The following is an 18,082-nucleotide window of genomic DNA, read 5'->3' as shown; positions in this document are numbered from 1 at the left end:
CCCCTTCGTGGGGACCGGCCTGATCGCCCCTTCAAGGAGGTACGTGGATGACCAGCACGGTCCCCGCACCAGGAACCCGTACGGCCGAGGGCTCAGCCCTGCAGGCCGTGCTGCTCGACATGGACGGAACCCTGGTGGACACGGAGGGCTTCTGGTGGGACGTCGAGGTCGAGATCTTCGCCGGCCTCGGCCACACGCTCGACGACACCTGGCGCCATGTCGTGGTCGGCGGCCCCATGACCCGCAGCGCCGGATTCCTGATCGAGGCCACCGGCGCCGACATCACCCTCGCCGAGCTCACGGTGCTGCTCAACGAGGGCTTCGAGGACCGCATCGACCGCGCCCTGCCGCTGATGCCGGGGGCCGCCCGGCTGCTGGCCGAGCTGGCCGCGTACGAGATCCCCACGGCCCTGGTCTCCGCCTCGCACCGGCGCATCATCGACCGGGTCCTCACCTCGCTCGGCCCCCAGCACTTCGCGCTGACCGTCGCCGGCGACGAGGTCCCGCGCACCAAGCCGCACCCGGACCCGTACCTGTTCGCGGCGGCCGGACTCGGCGCCGACCCGGCCCGATGCGCGGTCGTCGAGGACACGGCGACCGGCGTCGCCGCGGCCGAGGCTGCCGGCTGCCATGTGGTGGCCGTGCCGTCCGTGGCACCGATCACCCCGGCCGCCCGGCGCACCGTGGTGACCTCGCTCGAAGAGGTCGATCTGGCATTCTTGCGCGGGCTGATGGCGGCGTGACAACGGAAATACGATCGGCGTTCACGCAGCGTGCAACATCGATAGCGCGAGAATTCCGCAAGGAAATTCGAACGTGTCCGATGGCTGAATTCCGGTGCCCGCCAAGACCGTTCAGTTTGTGACGTTCGCCACGCGAAAGGGGGTCGACAGGCCGGTCGGGTCGTGATCTTCGGCCTCTTTCGGTGACTCTGCGCGAGTCCTTGTGTCCCAATTGATGGGATGGCGCACGAATCCTTCCACTGTCAGGTTTTCGTTGCGTCCGCACCCGGTTTCACTCCGTGATGAGGCCTCAACTCCGGTGGCTTCGAACCCTCCTGCAGGTGCGGACTAATCTCGTCGCGAGAACATCGCCCTAACCCCCGTGATCCGCCGCAACACCCCTGCATGCCGGGTACACGGAGTCGACAGCTGGAGAAACCCGAGCATGAACCGCAAGACTTTGGTGCTGCCGGCCGTCATCGGCCTGCTCGCGCCGGTTCTCGCCGCCTGTGGCGGAACCGACAGCGGTAGCGACAACGGCGACGCGATCGTCGTCGGCACCACGGACGCGTTCACTGCCTCGAAGGACGCTCCCGCCCCGCTCGACCCGGCCTACGCCTACGACGTCGGGACCTGGAACATCCTGCGCCAGACCGTGCAGACCCTGATGATCCAGCCGCGCGGCGAGGGCGACCCGGTGCCCGAGGCCGCCCAGAGCTGCGGCTTCACCGACAGCGGCAACGAACGCTACGCCTGCACCCTGCGCGAGGGCCTGAAGTTCGCGAACGGCGACCCCGTCACCGCGGCCGACGTGAAGTACTCCATCGACCGCGCCCGCTCCCTCAAGGCCGACAGCGGCGTCTTCGCGCTGCTGTCCACCATCGACACCGTCGAGACCAAGGGCGACCGCGAGGTGATCTTCCACCTCAAGACCGCCGACGCCACCTTCCCCTTCAAGCTGTCCACCCCGGTCGCCGGCATCGTCGACCCGGACATCTACGCCAAGGGCAAGCTGCGCGACGGCTTCGAGGTCGACGGCTCAGGCCCGTACACCCTCCAGGCCGAGGTCAAGAACGACGAGCTGGTCTCCGCCGTGTTCACCAAGAACCCCGACTACAAGGGGAGTCTGAAGGTGAACAACGACAAGGTCGAACTGCGCAACTTCGCCGACGCCGACGAGATGGGCACCGCCCTCGACCAGGGCGACATCGACCTGATGACCCGCACCATGTCGCCCGAGCAGATCCAGAAGCTGTCGGCCGACTCCGACGACAGCGTCGACCTCGTCGACATGTCCGGCCTGGAAATCCGCTACCTGGCCTTCAACACCGATGCCCCGAGCGTCCGGAGCAAGGCCGTACGCCAGGCGATGGCCCAGGTCATCGACCGCGGTGAACTCGTCTCCAAGGTCTACGGCTCCCAGGCCGAACCGCTGTACTCGCTGGTCCCCGCCAGCATCACGGGCCATTCCAACGCGTTCTTCAACAAGTACGGCGACCCGAGCGTGACCAAGGCCAAGTCGCTGCTGGAGAAGGCGGGCATCACCACCCCGGTGAAGCTGACCCTGCACTACACCACCGACCACTACGGCCAGGCCACCAAGAAGGAGTTCGAGCTGCTGCAGAAGCAGCTCAACGGCAGCGGCCTGTTCGACGTCGACATCCAGGGCGCCCCCTGGGCGACGTTCCGCCCCGCCGAACAGAAGGGCGAGTACGAGGTCTACGGCATGGGCTGGTTCCCGGACTTCCCCGACGCCGACAACTACCTCGCGCCGTTCCTCGACAAGGACAACTTCCTCGGCTCGCCGTACGCCAACAGCACGATCCGCAACACCCTCATCCCGGAGTCCCGCCGCGCGGCCGACCGGCTGTCCGCCTCCAACAGCCTGACGGACATTCAGGACATCGTCGCCAATGACGTGCCCGTGCTGCCGCTGTGGCAGGGCAAGCAGTACGTCGCCGCGGGCGACGACGTCACCGGCACGGCGTACGCGCTCAACTCCTCCTCGACCCTTCAGCTGTGGGAGCTCGGCCGTGGCGTGAGCGGCTGACGTCTCCCGCGCCCGGCGCCCACGACCATGGCGCCGGGCCCGGCCCGGGATCCAGGACGCGGCCCGGGCGTCTCACAACCGACGACAAGGCACTCGTACGTGAACATGCGCAACCAGTGGCCGGTCCTGCCCGTCGTGGCAGGGCTGGCCTCAGGCCTGCTGACCGGCTGTGGAACCGAGACGGGGGACTCCGGGGGGACCGGCACCTCGGTGGTCATGGGGATGTCGGACGACGTCCTGGCCACCGACCCCGCCTCCGGCTACGACCCGGGCTCGTGGCTGTTGTTCAACAACGTCTTCCAGTCGCTGCTCAGTTTCCCCAAGGGCGCCACCGAACCACAGCCCGAAGCCGCCGAGCAGTGCACCTTCTCCGACACGGAGGCCAAGGTCTACAAATGCACGCTGCGAGACGGGCTGAAATTCAGCAACGGTGACGCGCTCACCTCCGAGGACGTCAAGTTCTCCTTCGACCGCATGCTGAAGATCAACGACCCCGACGGCCCCTCGGTCATGTTCCCCACGCTCGACAAGGTCGAGACACCGGACGACGCGACCGTCGTCTTCCGGCTCAACACCCCCGACGCCACCTTCCCGAGCAAGATCGCCTCCGGTGCCGGCTCCATCGTCGACGAGGAGCAGTACGACGCGAAGGGCCTGCGCAAGGACGGTGACGCGGTCGGCTCAGGCCCGTACAAGCTGGACACGTTCGACGACGACGAGGCCGTCTTCTCCGTCAACGAGTACTACAAGGGCACGGCCGACGTGCAGAACTCCGGTGTGACGCTGAAGTTCTTCCACGGCGACCAGGACGCCCTGAAGAAGGCCCTGCTCGCAGACGAGGTCGACATCGCCTACCGAGGCCTCACCGCCGGCGACATCGCCGACGTCGAGAAGTCCGGCGGCGACTCCGGTGTCGAGGTCGTCGAGGGCAGCAGCGCCGAGGTCCAGCACCTGGTCTTCAACATGGACGACCCGGTCACCGGAAAGCTCGGCGTCCGCAAGGCCATCGCCTACCTCATCGATCGTGACGCCCTCATCAAGGACGTCTACCAGGGCACGGCGAGCCCGCTGTACTCGATCATCCCGGCCGGTATCGGCGGCCACAACACGGCCTTCTTCGACACCTACGGCGCCCGCCCCTCCAAGGCCAAGGCTGCCGCCGCGCTGCAGGACGACGGCATCACCGGCAAGGTCAAGCTGACCCTGTGGTCCACCCCGTCGCGCTACGGCCCCGCCACCGACCAGGAGTTGAAGGCGATAGCGCAGCAGCTCAACGACAGCGGCCTGTTCGACGCCGACGTGCAGTCCGTCGCGTTCGACCAGTACGAGAAGGACATCGCCGACGGCAAGTACGGCGTGTACGTGAAGGGCTGGATCCCGGACTACCCGGACGCCGACAACTTCACGGCCCCCTTCTTCGGCAAGGGCAACGTGCTGAGCAACAACTACAGCAACCGCTCGATCACCGGCTCGCTCATCCCGCGCACCGCCGCCGAGAGCGACCGCTCCGCGACGGACGACGAGTTCGGCCGGCTCCAGGACATCGTGGCCAGGGAACTCCCCGTCCTCCCGGTCTGGCAGGCCAAGCAGTACGCGGTCGTCCGCGACAACGTCTACGGCCTGGAGTACTGCCTCGACGCCTCCACCGTCTTCCGCTTCTGGGAGCTCAGCAAGGGCTGACGGAAGCCGTACCTGCCGTACACGCACGGAGGGCGCCCCTTCTCGAGAAGGGGCGCCCTCTTCGCTGCGCTTCAGGCCCCGCGCCGTGACGCGGACCCCTCACCGTGACGCGGGCTCCTACTGCGCGCCGGGGCGCACCAGCCCGCTCTCGTACGCGTACACCGCGGCCTGCACCCGGTCCCGCAGGCCCAGCTTGGTGAGCACATGGCCCACGTGCGTCTTCACGGTGGTCTCGCTGACGAACAGATCGGCGGCGATCTCCGCGTTGGACAGGCCCCGCGCCACCAGCTTCAGCACCTCCACCTCGCGCTCGGTGAGCGTATGCAGGGTGTCCGGAACGGGCTCGTCGCCGGACGGCAGATGCGTGGCGTACTTGTCGAGGAGCCGGCGCGTGATGCTCGGCGCGAGCATCGCCTCACCGGCGGCGACCACACGGATCGCCTGCACCAGCTCATTGGCCGGGGCGTCCTTCAGAAGGAAGCCGCTGGCACCCGCCCGCAGCGCCTCCACCACGTACTCGTCGAGATCGAAGGTGGTCAGCACCAGCACCTTCGCCGGGCCGTCCCGCCCGGGCCCGGTGATCTGTCGCGTCGCCTCGACACCGTCCATCCGGGGCATGCGGATGTCCATCAGAACCACGTCGGGCTGCAGGGCCCGCACCTGGTCGAGAGCTTGGAGGCCGTCGCCGGCCTCGCCCACGACCGCGAGGTCCTGCTCCGCTTCCAGGATCATCCGGAAGCCGGTGCGCAGCAGGGGCTGGTCGTCGACCAGTAGGACGCGGATGGCCACGTAAGTCTCCTTCGCTAGTCCGGCCCCATTCTGCCCTGCGTGTCGCCGCCGGACTCGCCCGCCCTGACCGGCAACGACTGCATCTCCCGGGGGCCAACCCCCGGACCCCCGGCCGGACCTGGGTCAGTCACCCTCACCGGCAGCGGATACGGTGGGGGAGTGCCGCCGAATTCCGGGCAGTGGGCCTGGTGGTCGCACCAGCCGCACAGCTTCGTCGGCCGGGGACGCCACTCGCCTGTCTCCGTCGCCTGCCGGATCGCGTCCCACAGCGCGAGCAGCTTGCGCTCCACCCGCTCCAGGTCGGCGAGGACCGGGTCGTACGTCAGCACGTCACCGCTGCCGAGGTAGACGAGCTGGAGCCGGCGCGGGATCACCTGCTTCAGCCGCCACACGACGAGCGCGTAGAACTTCATCTGGAACAGCGCACCCTCGGCGTATTCGGGCCGGGGCGCCTTGCCGGTCTTGTAGTCGACGATCCGCACCTCGCCCGTGGCCGCCACGTCGACGCGGTCGATGATGCCGCGCAACCGCAGCCCCGAGTCCAGCTCGGCCTCGACGAACAGCTCACGCTCGGCGGGCTCCAGCCGGGTCGGATCCTCCAGACTGAACCAGCGCTCCACGAGCCGCTCCGCCTCACCGAGCCATGTCGCCAGCCGCTCGCCCTCGGGGTCGTCCTCGAACAGCTCCACGACCTCCGGCCTGCTCTCCCGCAGTCGGTCCCACTGGCCGGGAATGAGGGACTTGGCGCGCGGCGCGGTCCGCTCGGCGGCCGGGGCGTCGAAGAGCCGCTCCAGCACCGCGTGCACGAGGGTGCCCTTGGTCGCCGCCGCGCTCGGCTTCTCGGGCAGCCGGTCGATCACCCGGAACCGGTAGAGCAGCGGGCACTGCATGAAGTCACTGGCACGGGACGGCGACAGCGAGGCCGGCGGTATGGCCGGGCGCGCGGCCACGCCGACCGCCGTGGCCGCACCCGCACCCGCCTCGCCCGCGTCCTCACCTGCCTCGACCGTCGCCACCGCACTGTCCGCCCCCGCCGGGTGCGGCTCCGGCCCCGCTGGGTACCCGTCCGCCACCGGCCCTGTCGCCGACGCGACGTCACTGCCGCAGTCCGCCGCGGCACCCTCCGTGCTCGTCTCCATGTCCACAGACCTTACGGCCCGCCACTGACAGTGACCCAGCCGCCGCCGTTGGGCCTGCGCCCGCGGGGGAAACTGAGGGGGTGCCGGGGCGAAAGGCGTCACCATGGCCGCATACCATCGACCACAGACCCATCCGCCCGGCAGGCGCGGAAGACGCTTCGAACGAGGGGACACCGTGGACGAGAGCGGCGGGAGCGGGCAGCCGCGGTCCGGCACCGACGAGTCGACCGATCGCCGAGCGGACCGTATGACCCCGGCCACCGACCCCACACGCCCCGACCCGGCCCCGAACGCCGAACAGCCCACGGACACTCAGCCAGGGGACACCGACCGGGACTCGCAGGACGAGGCCCCGCGACACTCGCGGGGCGCGGACACCCCGAGTGACACAGGCGGCGAGGCAGACAGCGAGAACAGCGACAGCGAGAACAGCGGGAACGGCCCTGCGGGTCGGTCACCGGCGCAAGAGCTCGCAGCCGACTCCGCGCCCCGGGCACCGCACGGCTCCACCGACGGTGAGGCAGCCCGTCAGGCGCCGGAGGCACCCGTAACCCAGCAGGGCCCCGACGACACCGCTCATGACCCCACGGCACCCGCGTCGCCCCAGCCCCCCGCGCAAGCGGCCCCCGACGCCGACGCCGACGCCGACGCCGACGCCGACGCGCACCCGCGCCCGCACACCCCCACCAAGCCGGACCACCAAGCCACCCAGCCCCACCCCACCCCCAGCCACCCCGGCCACGCCCTCGCCCACTCCGGCGCGGGAAAGACCCGCCCGCCCCAACGCCCCCGGGAGCCCCGAGGCGGGTTGCTGATGGGCCGGCCGTTCGGCGTTCCCGTGTACGTCGCCCCCAGCTGGTTCCTCGTCGCCGCCCTCATCACCTGGGTCTTCGGCGGGCAGCTCGACCGGGTATTGCCCGAGCTCGGCGCCGCCCGCTACCTCGTCTCCCTCTTCTTCGCCGTCGCCTTCTACGCCTCCGTCCTCGTCCACGAACTCGCGCACACCGTCGCCGCCCTCCGCTTCAAGCTCCCCGTGCGCCGCATCCAGCTGCAGTTCTTCGGCGGCGTCTCCGAGATCGAGAAGGAAGCCGAGACACCGGGACGGGAGTTCGTGCTCGCCTTCGTCGGCCCGCTGCTCTCCCTCGTCCTCGCCGGCGTCTTCTACGCAGCCATGCAGACCGTCGAACCCGGCACCGTACCCGGCGTCCTGCTGGCCGGCCTGATGGTCTCCAACCTCATCGTGGCCGCCTTCAACCTGCTCCCCGGCCTGCCCCTCGACGGCGGCCGCATGCTCCGCGCGGTCGTCTGGAAGATCACCGGCAAGCCGATGACCGGCACCATCGCCGCCGCCTGGATCGGCCGCGCCCTCGCCGTCTCCGTCCTCGTCGGCCTCCCGCTGCTCACCCAGTCCGGAGCCCTCGGCTCCGACGCCGTGGACAACGTCGGCATGGACACCGTCATGGACGCCCTGCTCGCCGCCATCCTCGCCGCGATCATCTGGACCGGCGCCGGCAACAGCCTGCGCATGGCCCGCCTGCGCGAGCACCTCCCCGAACTGCGCGCCCGCACCCTCACCCGCCGCGCCGTCCCGGTGGAGACCGACACCCCCCTCTCCGAGGCCCTGCGCCGCGCCAACGCCGCCGGCGCCCGCGCCCTGGTCGTCGTCGACGCCGACGGCAACCCCCTCTCCCTCGTCCGCGAGGCCGCCATCGTCGGCGTACCGGAACACCGCCGCCCCTGGGTCGCCGTCAGCGGCCTCGCCCAGGACCTGACCGACGGCATGCGCGTCTCCGCAGAGCTGGCGGGCGAAGAACTCCTCGACGCCCTGCGCGCGGCTCCGGCGACGGAGTACCTCGTCGTCGAGGAGACCGGCGAGATCTACGGCGTCCTGTCCGCGGCGGACGTGGAGCGCGCCTTCGTGAAGGCCATGGCCCGCCCCAGCTGAAGCACCGGCACACACGCGTGGTCGGCGACCCCCAGAAACGCCGGTAGGCTGTTCACATGTCCGAACCGACCGGTGCCGCCCGCAGGCGCGGGCCCTTCAAGGTCGGGGACCAGGTTCAGCTGACCGACCCCAAGGGCCGCCACTACACGTTCACGCTCGAGGACGGGAAGAACTTCCACACCCACAAGGGTTCCTTCCCGCACGACGAGCTGATCGGCGCTCCCGAGGGCAGCGTTGTCCGCACCACCGGGAACGTCGCCTACCTCGCGCTGCGCCCCCTGCTCCCCGACTACGTCCTGTCCATGCCCCGCGGCGCCGCCGTGGTCTACCCCAAGGACGCGGGGCAGATCCTCGCCTTCGCCGACATCTTCCCCGGCGCCCGCGTCGTGGAGGCCGGCGTCGGCTCCGGCTCGCTCAGCAGCTTCCTGCTGCGCGCCATCGGCGACCAGGGCATGCTGCACTCCTACGAGCGCCGCGAGGACTTCGCCGAGATCGCGAAGCAGAACGTGGAGCGCTACTTCGGCGGCCCGCACCCCGCCTGGCAGCTCACCGTCGGCGACCTCCAGGACAACCTGAGCGACACCGAGGTCGACCGCGTCATCCTCGACATGCTCGCCCCCTGGGAGTGCCTGGAGGCCGTCTCCAAGGCGCTCGTCCCCGGCGGCATCGTCTGCTGCTACGTCGCCACCACCACCCAGCTCGCCCGGACCGTGGAGTCCATCCGCGAGATCGGCTGCTTCAACGAGCCGACCGCCTGGGAGACGATGATCCGCAACTGGCACATCGAGGGCCTGGCCGTCCGCCCGGACCACCGCATGATCGGCCACACCGGCTTCCTGCTCACCGCCCGCCGCCTCGCCGACGGCGTCGAGCCGCCCATGCGCCGCCGCCGCCCCGCCAAGGGTGCCTACGGCGAGGACTACGAAGGCCCCAACGCCGACGGAGGCGCCGGCCGCTGAGGCGGCCTCGTGCCGCATTCAACGAACAAGCGCTGTGGCCGAGTTCCCGGAACACCCCCGGAACTCGGCCACAGCGCCTTTGTGTTGACGCAACACCAACAACCGACAATCCGAACGTCGCACAACACCCGTACGCCCCCTCCGCACCCCCAACCACCGGACATCCGGCACCGGAACTCCACACCCCGCCGTTCCCCCGGACTGTGACGTGTGGCACCATGCTGGCCACCCCCACCCCACCGGCACAGCCCTCACAGGAGACGCTCCTAGTGCAGCAATCCGCCGTCCCGGAACTGGCACACACTCACACCCGACCCATGCACTGGCTCGCCACCGCCACAGCGGTCGCCGGCGTCGTGGCCCTCTCCTCGGTCCTGCAGCCCAACTCGGCGACGGCGGCCCAGACAGCCGGCCCGGAAGCGAAGAACGCCCCCGCGGCCACCACACCCCCCGACCCCACCGGCGTCGACTTCCCGCTCGAATGCGGGCCGGTGAAGGCGATCGTGGTCAAGAAGGCCACCGGAGACCTGGACGGCGACGGCAGCCCCGAGACCGTGGCCGTCGTCCACTGCGACTCACCCATGGGCACCCCGCCCGACGGCCTCTACGTCCTCACCCGGACCACGGAGACCGCCGCGCCCCGCCTCATCGCGACCCTCATCAACCCGAAGGACAGCATCACCGTCAGTGACGTCGCCGTCCGTGACGGAGCCGTCGTCACCGACCTGCTCGGCTACTCGTCCATCGACGTACCGCGCTGCTGCCCGGACGTGAAGAACAGCGCGAAGTGGCAGTGGAAGAACGGCGCGTTCGTCCGCTCGACACCCGCCGGTGCCCACAGCGTCTGACCCATGTCACCGGCACATGTGAGAAATCAGACAGTCGTAACACCCCGTATGCGCAAGGTCACTCGGCGTCCGGACCGTACACCTCGACCTTGTCCGAAACGCGACGCACATGGATGCACTCGCCCGGACACTCCTTCGCCGAGTCCACCACATCCGTGAGAAGCGGCAACGGAACGGGCGTTGTGGCCCCCTTGGCCTGCAACAGCTCGTCCTCGCCGCTCTTCACATAGGCCAGACCGTCGATGTCCAGCTCGAACACCTCAGGCGCGTACTGGGCGCAGATGCCGTCGCCGGTACAGAGATCCTGATCGATCCAGACCTCCAGCACCTCACCGTCGACCCCGGCCGCCTGCTCCACGCTCATCTCTCCTGCCGTTGCTACGCCGAGCCGTACGGGAATCCGGCCAGCTCTGACGGGTGTTGAACACTTCGACCCTACCTCCGGCGGCTTCCCAATCATGTTCGGTGGGTATTCCCCTGGCGTGAGGGAGAGCGCAAGGGTGAAGATCGGACACACCTCGACAGTCTTTGTGATCTAGGGGTTTCAATCGACACCCACCCAGGTAGGGTCTGGAAGCGTCCAGCTCCCCTTGGAGGAGGTGAGGACCGTGGCAGCCCACGACGACGACATGAACCGCGGCATCCGCCCGGGACGAGGGTCCGACGACCCGGCCGGGCAGATCGCCTACCTTGAGCAGGAGATCGCCGTCCTGCGACGCAAGCTCGCCGACTCTCCGCGACACACGAGGATTCTCGAAGAGCGGATCGTCGAGCTGCAGACCAATCTGGCCGGCGTCTCCGCACAGAACGAGCGACTGGCCAACACGCTCCGTGAGGCCCGCGACCAGATCGTGGCCCTCAAGGAAGAAGTCGACCGGCTCGCACAGCCACCGGCCGGCTTCGGTGTCTTCCTGCAAGCCAACGAGGACGGCACCGCCGACATCTTCACCGGAGGCCGCAAACTCCGCGTGAACGTCAGCCCGAGCGTCGAACTCGACGACCTCAGGCGCGGCCAGGAACTGATGCTCAACGAAGCGCTCAACGTGGTCGAAGCCATGGAGTACGAGAGCGTCGGCGACATCGTCACCCTCAAGGAGATCCTCGAGGACGGCGAGCGCGCCCTCGTGGTGGGGCACACCGACGAGGAACGGGTGGTACGGCTCGCCGAGCCACTGCTGGACGTCACCATCCGTCCCGGCGACGCCCTGCTGCTCGAACCCCGCTCCGGCTATGTCTACGAGGTTGTCCCCAAGAGCGAGGTCGAGGAACTCGTCCTCGAAGAAGTACCGGACATCGGCTACGAACAGATCGGCGGTCTGGGCAACCAGATCGAAATGATCCGCGACGCAGTCGAGCTCCCGTACCTCTACCCCGACCTGTTCAAGGAGCACGAACTGCGCCCACCCAAGGGCGTCCTCCTTTACGGCCCCCCCGGATGCGGCAAGACACTCATCGCCAAAGCCGTCGCCAACTCGCTGGCCAAAAAGGTCGCCGAAGTCACCGGCCAGGCCCAAGGCAAGAGCTTCTTCCTCAACATCAAGGGCCCCGAGCTCCTCAACAAGTACGTCGGCGAAACCGAGCGACAGATTCGCCTCGTCTTCCAGCGAGCCCGTGAAAAGGCCAGCGAGGGCACACCCGTCATCGTCTTCTTCGACGAGATGGAATCCCTCTTCCGCACCCGCGGATCCGGCGTCAGCTCGGACGTGGAGAACACCATCGTCCCCCAGCTGCTCGCCGAGATCGACGGCGTGGAAGGCCTGCAGAACGTGGTCGTCATCGGCGCCTCCAACCGCGAGGACATGATCGACCCCGCCATCCTGCGCCCTGGCCGCCTGGACGTGAAGATCAAGATCGAACGTCCCGACGCCGAGGCCGCCAAGGACATCTTCGGCAAGTACCTCACAGAACGCCTCCCACTGCACCCCGAGGACCTCGGCGAACACGGCGACAGCAGGACGACCACGGTCCAGAGCATGATCCAGACCGCCGTCGAGCAGATGTACGCCGAATCCGAGGAAAACCGCTTCCTGGAAGTCACCTACGCCAACGGCGACAAGGAAGTCCTCTACTTCAAGGACTTCAACTCCGGCGCCATGATCGAAAACATCGTGGGCCGCGCCAAGAAAATGGCGATCAAGGACTTCCTCGAACACAACCAAAAGGGCCTCCGCGTCTCCCACCTCCTCCAGGCATGCGTGGACGAGTTCAAGGAGAACGAGGACCTGCCCAACACCACCAACCCGGACGACTGGGCCCGCATCTCCGGAAAGAAGGGCGAACGGATCGTCTACATCCGCACCCTCATCACCGGAAAGCAGGGCGCAGACACCGGACGCTCCATCGACACGGTGGCGAACACCGGTCAGTACCTGTAAAAGGCAGGGCGGCTGCGGGTGCCCTCACCGGGTACCCGCAGCCCACTGTTTTTCAGGCCAGAACCGGAACACGAGGCGTGCAAGGCAATGACGCAAATGATCTCCCCACCAGCGCAGAGGCGTTCTAGGCTCTTCCGTACCGCCGAGTCGCGCAGTGCGGGGACGGGCACCGCACACGCAACCGAGCGCCAGCGGTATCTGTGCGGCGCCCACGACCGAGGGTGCCGCCGGGCAAGGAGGGCCGCATGACCGTACGGCGAGTAATGGGCATCGAGACGGAGTACGGGATCTCCGTCCCCGGCCACCCCAACGCCAATGCCATGCTCACCTCATCCCAGATCGTCAACGCCTACGCGGCGGCGATGCACCGGGCCCGCCGGGCCCGCTGGGACTTCGAGGAGGAGAACCCGCTGCGGGACGCGCGAGGCTTCGACCTCGCCCGCGAGGCCGCCGACTCCAGCCAGCTCACCGACGAGGACATCGGCCTGGCCAACGTCATCCTCACCAACGGAGCGCGACTCTACGTCGACCACGCGCACCCCGAATACAGCGCGCCCGAGGTCACCAACCCACGGGACGCCGTCCTGTGGGACAAGGCCGGCGAGCGCATCATGGCCGAAGCCGCCGAACGCGCCGCCCAGCTCCCCGGCGCCCAGCCCATCCACCTCTACAAGAACAACACCGACAACAAGGGCGCCTCCTACGGCACGCACGAGAACTACCTGATGAAGCGGGAAACCCCCTTCTCCGACATCGTGCGCCACCTCACCCCCTTCTTCGTCTCCCGCCAGGTCGTCACCGGAGCAGGCCGCGTCGGCATCGGCCAGGACGGCCACGAACACGGTTTCCAGCTCAGCCAGCGAGCGGACTACTTCGAGGTCGAGGTGGGGCTGGAGACCACCCTGAAGCGCCCGATCATCAACACCCGCGACGAACCCCACGCCGACGCCGAGAAGTACCGCCGCCTGCACGTGATCATCGGCGACGCGAACCTCTCGGAGATCTCCACGTACCTGAAGCTGGGTACGACGGCCCTGGTCCTGTCGATGATCGAGGACAGCTTCATCGCGGTGGACCTGGCCGTCGACCAGCCCGTACGCACACTCCACCAGGTCTCGCACGACCCGTCCCTCAAGCGCCTGATCACCCTCCGCAGCGGCCGCACACTCACCGCCGTACAGCTCCAGATGGAGTACTACGAGCTGTCGCGCAAATATGTGGAGGAGCGCTTCGGCGCCGACGCCGACGAGCAGACCAAGGACGTCCTCACCCGCTGGGAGGACACCCTGAACCGCCTCGAACGCGACCCCATGAGCCTCGCCGGCGAACTGGACTGGGTCGCCAAGCGGGAGCTCATGGAGGGCTACCGCCGCCGCGACAACCTCGACTGGGACGCAGCCAGGCTCCACCTCGTCGACCTCCAGTACGCCGACGTACGCCCTGAAAAGGGCCTCTACAACCGCCTCGCGGCCCGGGGACGCATGAAGCGCCTCCTGGACGAGACGGAAGTCGAGAGGGCCAAGGCCAAGCCGCCGGAGGACACACGCGCGTACTTCCGCGGGCGCTGCCTGGAGCAGTACGCCGACGACGTCGCCGCGGCCTCCTGGGACTCGGTGATCTTCGACCTGCCCGGCCGGGACTCCCTCCAGCGTGTTCCAACCCTCGAACCACTTCGCGGAACGCGAAATCACGTCAAGGAGCTCCTGGACCGCTGCCGCACCGCAGAGGACCTGGTCAGGGTCCTGTCAGGCGGCTGAGGGGTACTCGGGCGGTGTCGGCCGGACGTCGGCTGGGCAGGGTGGAAAACCCGGCGTCCGGGAATCATCGAGATGGCCCCCGTACGTTGGAGAAACTGCGGGGCCGATGTCAGACCCGGCTTGTAGGGTCTGATCATCACCGATCGGCAGGAAAGCCGACCTGTCGACCATGTCGGGCGAACTGAGCGGGGTGAGGGATATGGCAACCAAGGACACCGGCGGCGGACAGCAGAAGGCCACGCGTTCCACTGAGGAGGTCGAGGAGCAGGCGGCAGAGACGCAGGCTTCCGAGGACCTCAAGGAGCGGCAGGAGAAGCTGAGCGACGACGTGGACTCGGTTCTGGACGAGATTGACGATGTCCTGGAGGAGAACGCCGAGGACTTCGTTCGATCATTCGTTCAGAAAGGCGGCCAGTAGCCTTCGAATCGAAGGTTACGGTGGGGTTCGAGTTGACAAGCGAAGAGAGCGTGAAGCGCTGCGTGCGGTGCGGTGAGGACAAGCCGTACGCAGCCTTCGCTCGTAGGCGGTCCAATCTGGACGGTCTGCAGCGACACTGCCGGGATTGCGCGTCGGACTATCACCGGACGCGTCAGCAGGGCCTCGGCCGGAAGGTCCGCCGGAAGGTTGAGGTGCCCGAGGGGCACAAGCTCTGCTTGAAATGCGGCGAGGTAAAGCCGTGGAGCGAGTGGCACCGCAACGCAACGGCCTCAGACGGGCTGTCGACGCGCTGCAAGGCGTGCCGAGCCGCCGAGGGCCGCGCGGGTCACTTGAAGCGCCACTACGGCCTCACCGAAGCCGAGCGTGACGAGATGGTTGCCTCTCAGATGGGGCTCTGCGTGATCTGTCTGAAGGCTCCGGCCGTACATGTGGATCACTGCCACAAGACGGGTAGGGTCCGTGGCGTACTGTGCTTCAACTGCAATTCGGCCATCGGCAAGTTGGGCGACGATCCCGACGCCGTCCGCCGGGCCGCCGCTTACTTGGAAGGAATCGCGTGGAAGCCAACACTCGTAGCACCGGGCGTCTACCAGCTGCCTTCCTGACGCCTGGGTCGTCCTCGTTCGTGGACTTTCTCTCCGAGCATCAGCCGGAGCTGCTGCCCGGCAACCGGCAACTCCCACCCACGCAGGGCGTGATCGAGGCGCCGCACGGGACGACCATCGTCGGTGTGACGTTCCCGGGGGGCGTGGTGCTCGCCGGTGACCGTCGGGCCACCATGGGCAACGTCATCGCCCAGCGCGACATCGAGAAGGTCTTCCCGGCCGACGAGTACTCGGCCGTGGGTATGGCCGGTACGGCCGGTCTGGCCATTGAGATGGTGAAGCTCTTCCAGTTGGAGCTGGAGCACTTCGAGAAGGTCGAGGGTGCGCAGCTGTCGCTGGAGGGCAAGGCGAATCGTCTGTCGACGATGATTCGGCAGAACCTGGGGATGGCCATGCAGGGGCTGGCCGTGGTGCCGATCTTCGCGGGGTATGACGTGGATCGGGAGAAGGGGCGGATCTTCTCCTACGACGTGACCGGTGGTCGTTCCGAGGAGACGGGTTACGCCGCCACCGGTTCGGGGTCGATCTTCGCGCGTGGTGCCATGAAGAAGCTCTTCCGTGATGACCTGAACGAGGCCGAGGCCACGACGCTCGTGGTGCAGGCCCTGTATGACGCGGCTGACGACGACTCGGCGACCGGTGGTCCCGATGTCGCCCGCCGGATCTACCCGATCGTCACCGTGATCACCGAGTCCGGCTTCCGTCGGCTCAGCGATGACGAGTCCTCTGAGATCGCCCGTTCCATCCTGGAGCGGCGTCTGGAGCAGCCCGACGGCCCGCGGGCCGCGCTGCTGTAGGCGGCGGGTCGGTCTTATCAAGGTGATCCTGTGACTTCGACAGAAAGGGACGGATAACCGGTGTCGACGCCGTTCTATGTCTCACCCCAGCAGGCCATGGCCGACCGGGCGGAGTACGCCCGTAAGGGCATCGCCCGTGGCCGCAGCCTGGTCGTGCTGCAGTACGCCGACGGCATTGTCTTCGTCGGCGAGAACCCGTCCCGCGCGCTGCACAAGTTCAGCGAGATCTATGACCGGATCGGCTTCGCGGCGGCCGGCAAGTACAACGAGTACGAGAATCTGCGGATCGGTGGTGTGCGGTACGCCGATCTTCGTGGTTACACCTACGACCGTGACGATGTGACCGCCCGTGGTCTTGCCAACGTCTACGCCCAGACGCTGGGCACGATCTTCTCTTCCGCGGCGGAGAAGCCGTACGAGGTGGAGCTGGTCGTCGCCGAGGTCGGTGAGACTCCGGAGGGTGACCAGATCTATCGGCTGCCGCATGACGGCTCGATCGTGGACGAGCACGGCTCGGTCGCGGTCGGCGGTAATGCCGAGTTGATCAGCAACTATCTGGATCAGCGTCATCAGGACGGCATGAGTCTTGCCGAGGCTCTCAAGCTGGCGGTCCAGGCTCTGTCCCGTGAGTCGAACGGCACGCAGCGGGAGATTCCCGCGGAGCGCCTGGAGGTCGCGGTGCTGGACCGTACGCGTCCGCAGTCGCGGAAGTTCAAGCGCATCGTCGGTCGCCAGCTGGCTCGGTTGCTGGAGGCGGGGGGAGCGGCCACCGAGGCCGAGAGCGCCGACGGTGCGGAGGACTCCGAGGACTCCGGCGGTTCCGAGGAGTAGCGCCAGCGTCGCTCGCTGATCTCATTTCGCCCGTACTGTGCCCCGGCCGCCCGCTCGGCCGGGGCACAGGGCGTTCGCGGCGGCTTCAGGGTGCGCTGGGCGGCGCTGTGGAGCCCCGTACGACGAGCTGGACCGGAATGTCGCCCCCTTGGGGCTCACGGCCTTCCAGGACCGCCAGGAGGGCTTGCATGCCGCGTTCCCCGAACAGTTCGGCGTCCAGTCGTACGGTGGTCAGTTCGGGGTCGATGGCGGTGGCGAGGGCGAGGTCGTCCAGGCCGGTGACGGAGATGTCGTCGGGGATGCGCAGGCCGAGGCGGCGTGCGGCCTTGTAGGTGCCGGCGGCGAGTTTGTCGTCGTCGCAGACGATCGCGGTGGGGCGGGGGCCCTTGGCGGAGAGTGCGGTTTCGGCTGCGGTGCGGGCGCCGTCGATGGAGATGGGGGCGCGGATCGTGAGCAGTGATGTGCCGGGCACCTCGCCGACGCGTGCGGCGAGTTCACGCGCGCGTACGTCGAAGGTCCAGGACGGCACGTCGGCCGCGAGGTGCAGGATGCGGCGGTGGCCGAGGGTGAGCAGGTGTTCGGCCACTTGGCGGATGCCGTCGGTGATGTCGAGGTTCACGGTGGCGGCGCCGAGGCTGCCTTTGGGGTCGCTGTCCAGCATGACCAGGGGGAGCTGGTCGCCGTGGATGGCGGTGAGGGCGTCGGCGGCCATGGAGGAGGCGATGACGCCGTCGAGGGCGGCCTGGGCGGAGGCGAAGGGGTCGCGGGCGGGGCCGATGCCCTCGGGGGAGGGGTAGAGGACGACGCCGAAGCCGTTCTGGGCGGCGATGCGGGCGGCGCCGGTGTAGACGCCGGCGAAGAACTCGGTCGTCAGGGCGGGGACGACGAGGAGGACGGTTCGGGTGTGGCCGAGGCGGAGGTTGCGGGCGGCGAGGTTGGGGCGGTAGCCCAGGTCGCGGGCGGCCTCGCGGACGCGTTCGGCGGTGGCCTCGGAGACGCGTCCGCGCCACTTGTCGCCGAGCACCAGGGAGACCGCGGCCTGGGAGACTCCCGCGGCCTGGGCGACGTCCCGGCTGGTGGGGCGGGTGCTGCCGTGTGCCACCGTGCACCTGCTCCTTCGTCTGGACTCATGAACAGCGCACATGG

The 18,082-nt window shown here is 68.4% G+C and carries 16 protein-coding genes; 12 read left to right on the top strand and 4 right to left on the bottom strand.

Annotated elements, in window-relative coordinates:
- Nucleotides 1-47 precede the first annotated feature (47 nt).
- The 3 genes from PBV52_RS08825 to PBV52_RS08815 all read left to right on the top strand — a co-directional run bounded on the left by PBV52_RS08825 (nucleotide 48) and on the right by PBV52_RS08815 (nucleotide 4,452).
- Entirely contained in the window at nucleotides 48-743 is a 696-nt protein-coding gene (locus PBV52_RS08825) for an HAD family phosphatase (protein WP_274237729.1), read from the top strand.
- Nucleotides 744-1,167: 424 nt separating this feature from the next.
- Nucleotides 1,168-2,772, top strand: coding sequence for an ABC transporter substrate-binding protein (locus PBV52_RS08820; protein ID WP_274237728.1), 1,605 nt, complete (start codon nucleotides 1,168-1,170; stop codon nucleotides 2,770-2,772).
- 99 nt (nucleotides 2,773-2,871) lie between these two features.
- The gene (locus tag PBV52_RS08815; protein ID WP_274237727.1) at nucleotides 2,872-4,452 is read left to right on the top strand and encodes an ABC transporter substrate-binding protein; all 1,581 of its coding nucleotides are present in this window, start codon (nucleotides 2,872-2,874) and stop codon (nucleotides 4,450-4,452) included.
- Between the two features lie 117 nt (nucleotides 4,453-4,569).
- Here PBV52_RS08815 and PBV52_RS08810 read toward each other — a convergent pair whose 3' ends face one another.
- A complete protein-coding gene (locus tag PBV52_RS08810) occupies nucleotides 4,570-5,241 on the bottom strand; it encodes a response regulator transcription factor (protein WP_058926326.1) in 672 nt (223 codons plus the stop codon).
- A gap of 14 nt (nucleotides 5,242-5,255) precedes the next feature.
- Nucleotides 5,256-6,380: a RecB family exonuclease gene (locus PBV52_RS08805; protein WP_274237726.1), complete on the bottom strand. Its 1,125-nt coding sequence runs from the start codon at nucleotides 6,378-6,380 to the stop codon at nucleotides 5,256-5,258.
- A gap of 175 nt (nucleotides 6,381-6,555) precedes the next feature.
- Here PBV52_RS08805 and PBV52_RS08800 point away from each other — a divergent pair, with 175 nt between their 5' ends.
- The 3 genes from PBV52_RS08800 (at nucleotide 6,556) to PBV52_RS08790 (ending at nucleotide 10,132) form a co-directional block, all read left to right on the top strand.
- Entirely contained in the window at nucleotides 6,556-8,325 is a 1,770-nt protein-coding gene (locus tag PBV52_RS08800; RefSeq protein WP_274237725.1) for a site-2 protease family protein, read from the top strand.
- 56 nt (nucleotides 8,326-8,381) lie between these two features.
- Entirely contained in the window at nucleotides 8,382-9,284 is a 903-nt protein-coding gene (locus tag PBV52_RS08795; protein ID WP_274237724.1) for a tRNA (adenine-N1)-methyltransferase, read from the top strand.
- 269 nt (nucleotides 9,285-9,553) lie between these two features.
- Entirely contained in the window at nucleotides 9,554-10,132 is a 579-nt protein-coding gene (locus PBV52_RS08790; protein ID WP_274237723.1) for a hypothetical protein, read from the top strand.
- 58 nt (nucleotides 10,133-10,190) lie between these two features.
- Here the strand turns inward: PBV52_RS08790 and PBV52_RS08785 are convergent, their stop codons facing one another.
- Nucleotides 10,191-10,496, bottom strand: coding sequence for a ferredoxin (locus PBV52_RS08785; protein WP_274237722.1), 306 nt, complete (start codon nucleotides 10,494-10,496; stop codon nucleotides 10,191-10,193).
- 244 nt (nucleotides 10,497-10,740) lie between these two features.
- Here PBV52_RS08785 and arc point away from each other — a divergent pair, with 244 nt between their 5' ends.
- The 6 genes from arc (at nucleotide 10,741) to prcA (ending at nucleotide 16,936) form a co-directional block, all read left to right on the top strand.
- On the top strand, nucleotides 10,741-12,507 hold the full coding sequence (arc, locus tag PBV52_RS08780) for a proteasome ATPase (protein WP_128427956.1): 1,767 nt from the start codon (nucleotides 10,741-10,743) through the stop codon (nucleotides 12,505-12,507).
- Nucleotides 12,508-12,752: 245 nt separating this feature from the next.
- Entirely contained in the window at nucleotides 12,753-14,264 is a 1,512-nt protein-coding gene (dop, locus tag PBV52_RS08775; RefSeq protein WP_346283454.1) for a depupylase/deamidase Dop, read from the top strand.
- A 199-nt stretch (nucleotides 14,265-14,463) separates the two neighbouring features.
- Nucleotides 14,464-14,682 (top strand): ubiquitin-like protein Pup, encoded by a 219-nt coding sequence (locus tag PBV52_RS08770; protein WP_019757212.1) that lies wholly within the window; start codon nucleotides 14,464-14,466, stop codon nucleotides 14,680-14,682.
- A gap of 32 nt (nucleotides 14,683-14,714) precedes the next feature.
- Nucleotides 14,715-15,308, top strand: coding sequence for an endonuclease VII domain-containing protein (locus PBV52_RS08765; RefSeq protein ID WP_274249338.1), 594 nt, complete (start codon nucleotides 14,715-14,717; stop codon nucleotides 15,306-15,308).
- Entirely contained in the window at nucleotides 15,260-16,105 is an 846-nt protein-coding gene (gene prcB / locus PBV52_RS08760) for a proteasome subunit beta (RefSeq protein WP_274237721.1), read from the top strand. The genes PBV52_RS08765 and prcB overlap by 49 nt, the downstream gene beginning before the upstream one ends.
- Nucleotides 16,106-16,165: 60 nt before the next feature.
- Nucleotides 16,166-16,936, top strand: coding sequence for a proteasome subunit alpha (gene prcA, locus PBV52_RS08755; protein WP_274237720.1), 771 nt, complete (start codon nucleotides 16,166-16,168; stop codon nucleotides 16,934-16,936).
- Between the two features lie 85 nt (nucleotides 16,937-17,021).
- Here the strand turns inward: prcA and PBV52_RS08750 are convergent, their stop codons facing one another.
- Entirely contained in the window at nucleotides 17,022-18,038 is a 1,017-nt protein-coding gene (locus PBV52_RS08750; RefSeq protein ID WP_274237719.1) for a LacI family DNA-binding transcriptional regulator, read from the bottom strand.
- Nucleotides 18,039-18,082 lie beyond the last annotated feature (44 nt).

The organism is Streptomyces sp. T12 (assembly GCF_028736035.1).
In the GTDB taxonomy this organism is placed as follows: domain Bacteria; phylum Actinomycetota; class Actinomycetes; order Streptomycetales; family Streptomycetaceae; genus Streptomyces.
Note: the sequence above shows the minus strand (reverse complement) of the source record. Positions and strands in the feature narration are given on the sequence as shown.

Coding starts and splice junctions, on each gene's coding strand:
- PBV52_RS08825 (WP_274237729.1), top strand. CDS start 48: ATGACCAGCACGGTCCCCGCACCAGGAACCCGTACGGCCGAGGGCTCA.
- PBV52_RS08820 (WP_274237728.1), top strand. CDS start 1,168: ATGAACCGCAAGACTTTGGTGCTGCCGGCCGTCATCGGCCTGCTCGCG.
- PBV52_RS08805 (WP_274237726.1), bottom strand. CDS start 6,380: ATGGAGACGAGCACGGAGGGTGCCGCGGCGGACTGCGGCAGTGACGTC.
- PBV52_RS08795 (WP_274237724.1), top strand. CDS start 8,382: ATGTCCGAACCGACCGGTGCCGCCCGCAGGCGCGGGCCCTTCAAGGTC.
- PBV52_RS08785 (WP_274237722.1), bottom strand. CDS start 10,496: ATGAGCGTGGAGCAGGCGGCCGGGGTCGACGGTGAGGTGCTGGAGGTC.
- dop (WP_346283454.1), top strand. CDS start 12,753: ATGACCGTACGGCGAGTAATGGGCATCGAGACGGAGTACGGGATCTCC.
- PBV52_RS08770 (WP_019757212.1), top strand. CDS start 14,464: ATGGCAACCAAGGACACCGGCGGCGGACAGCAGAAGGCCACGCGTTCC.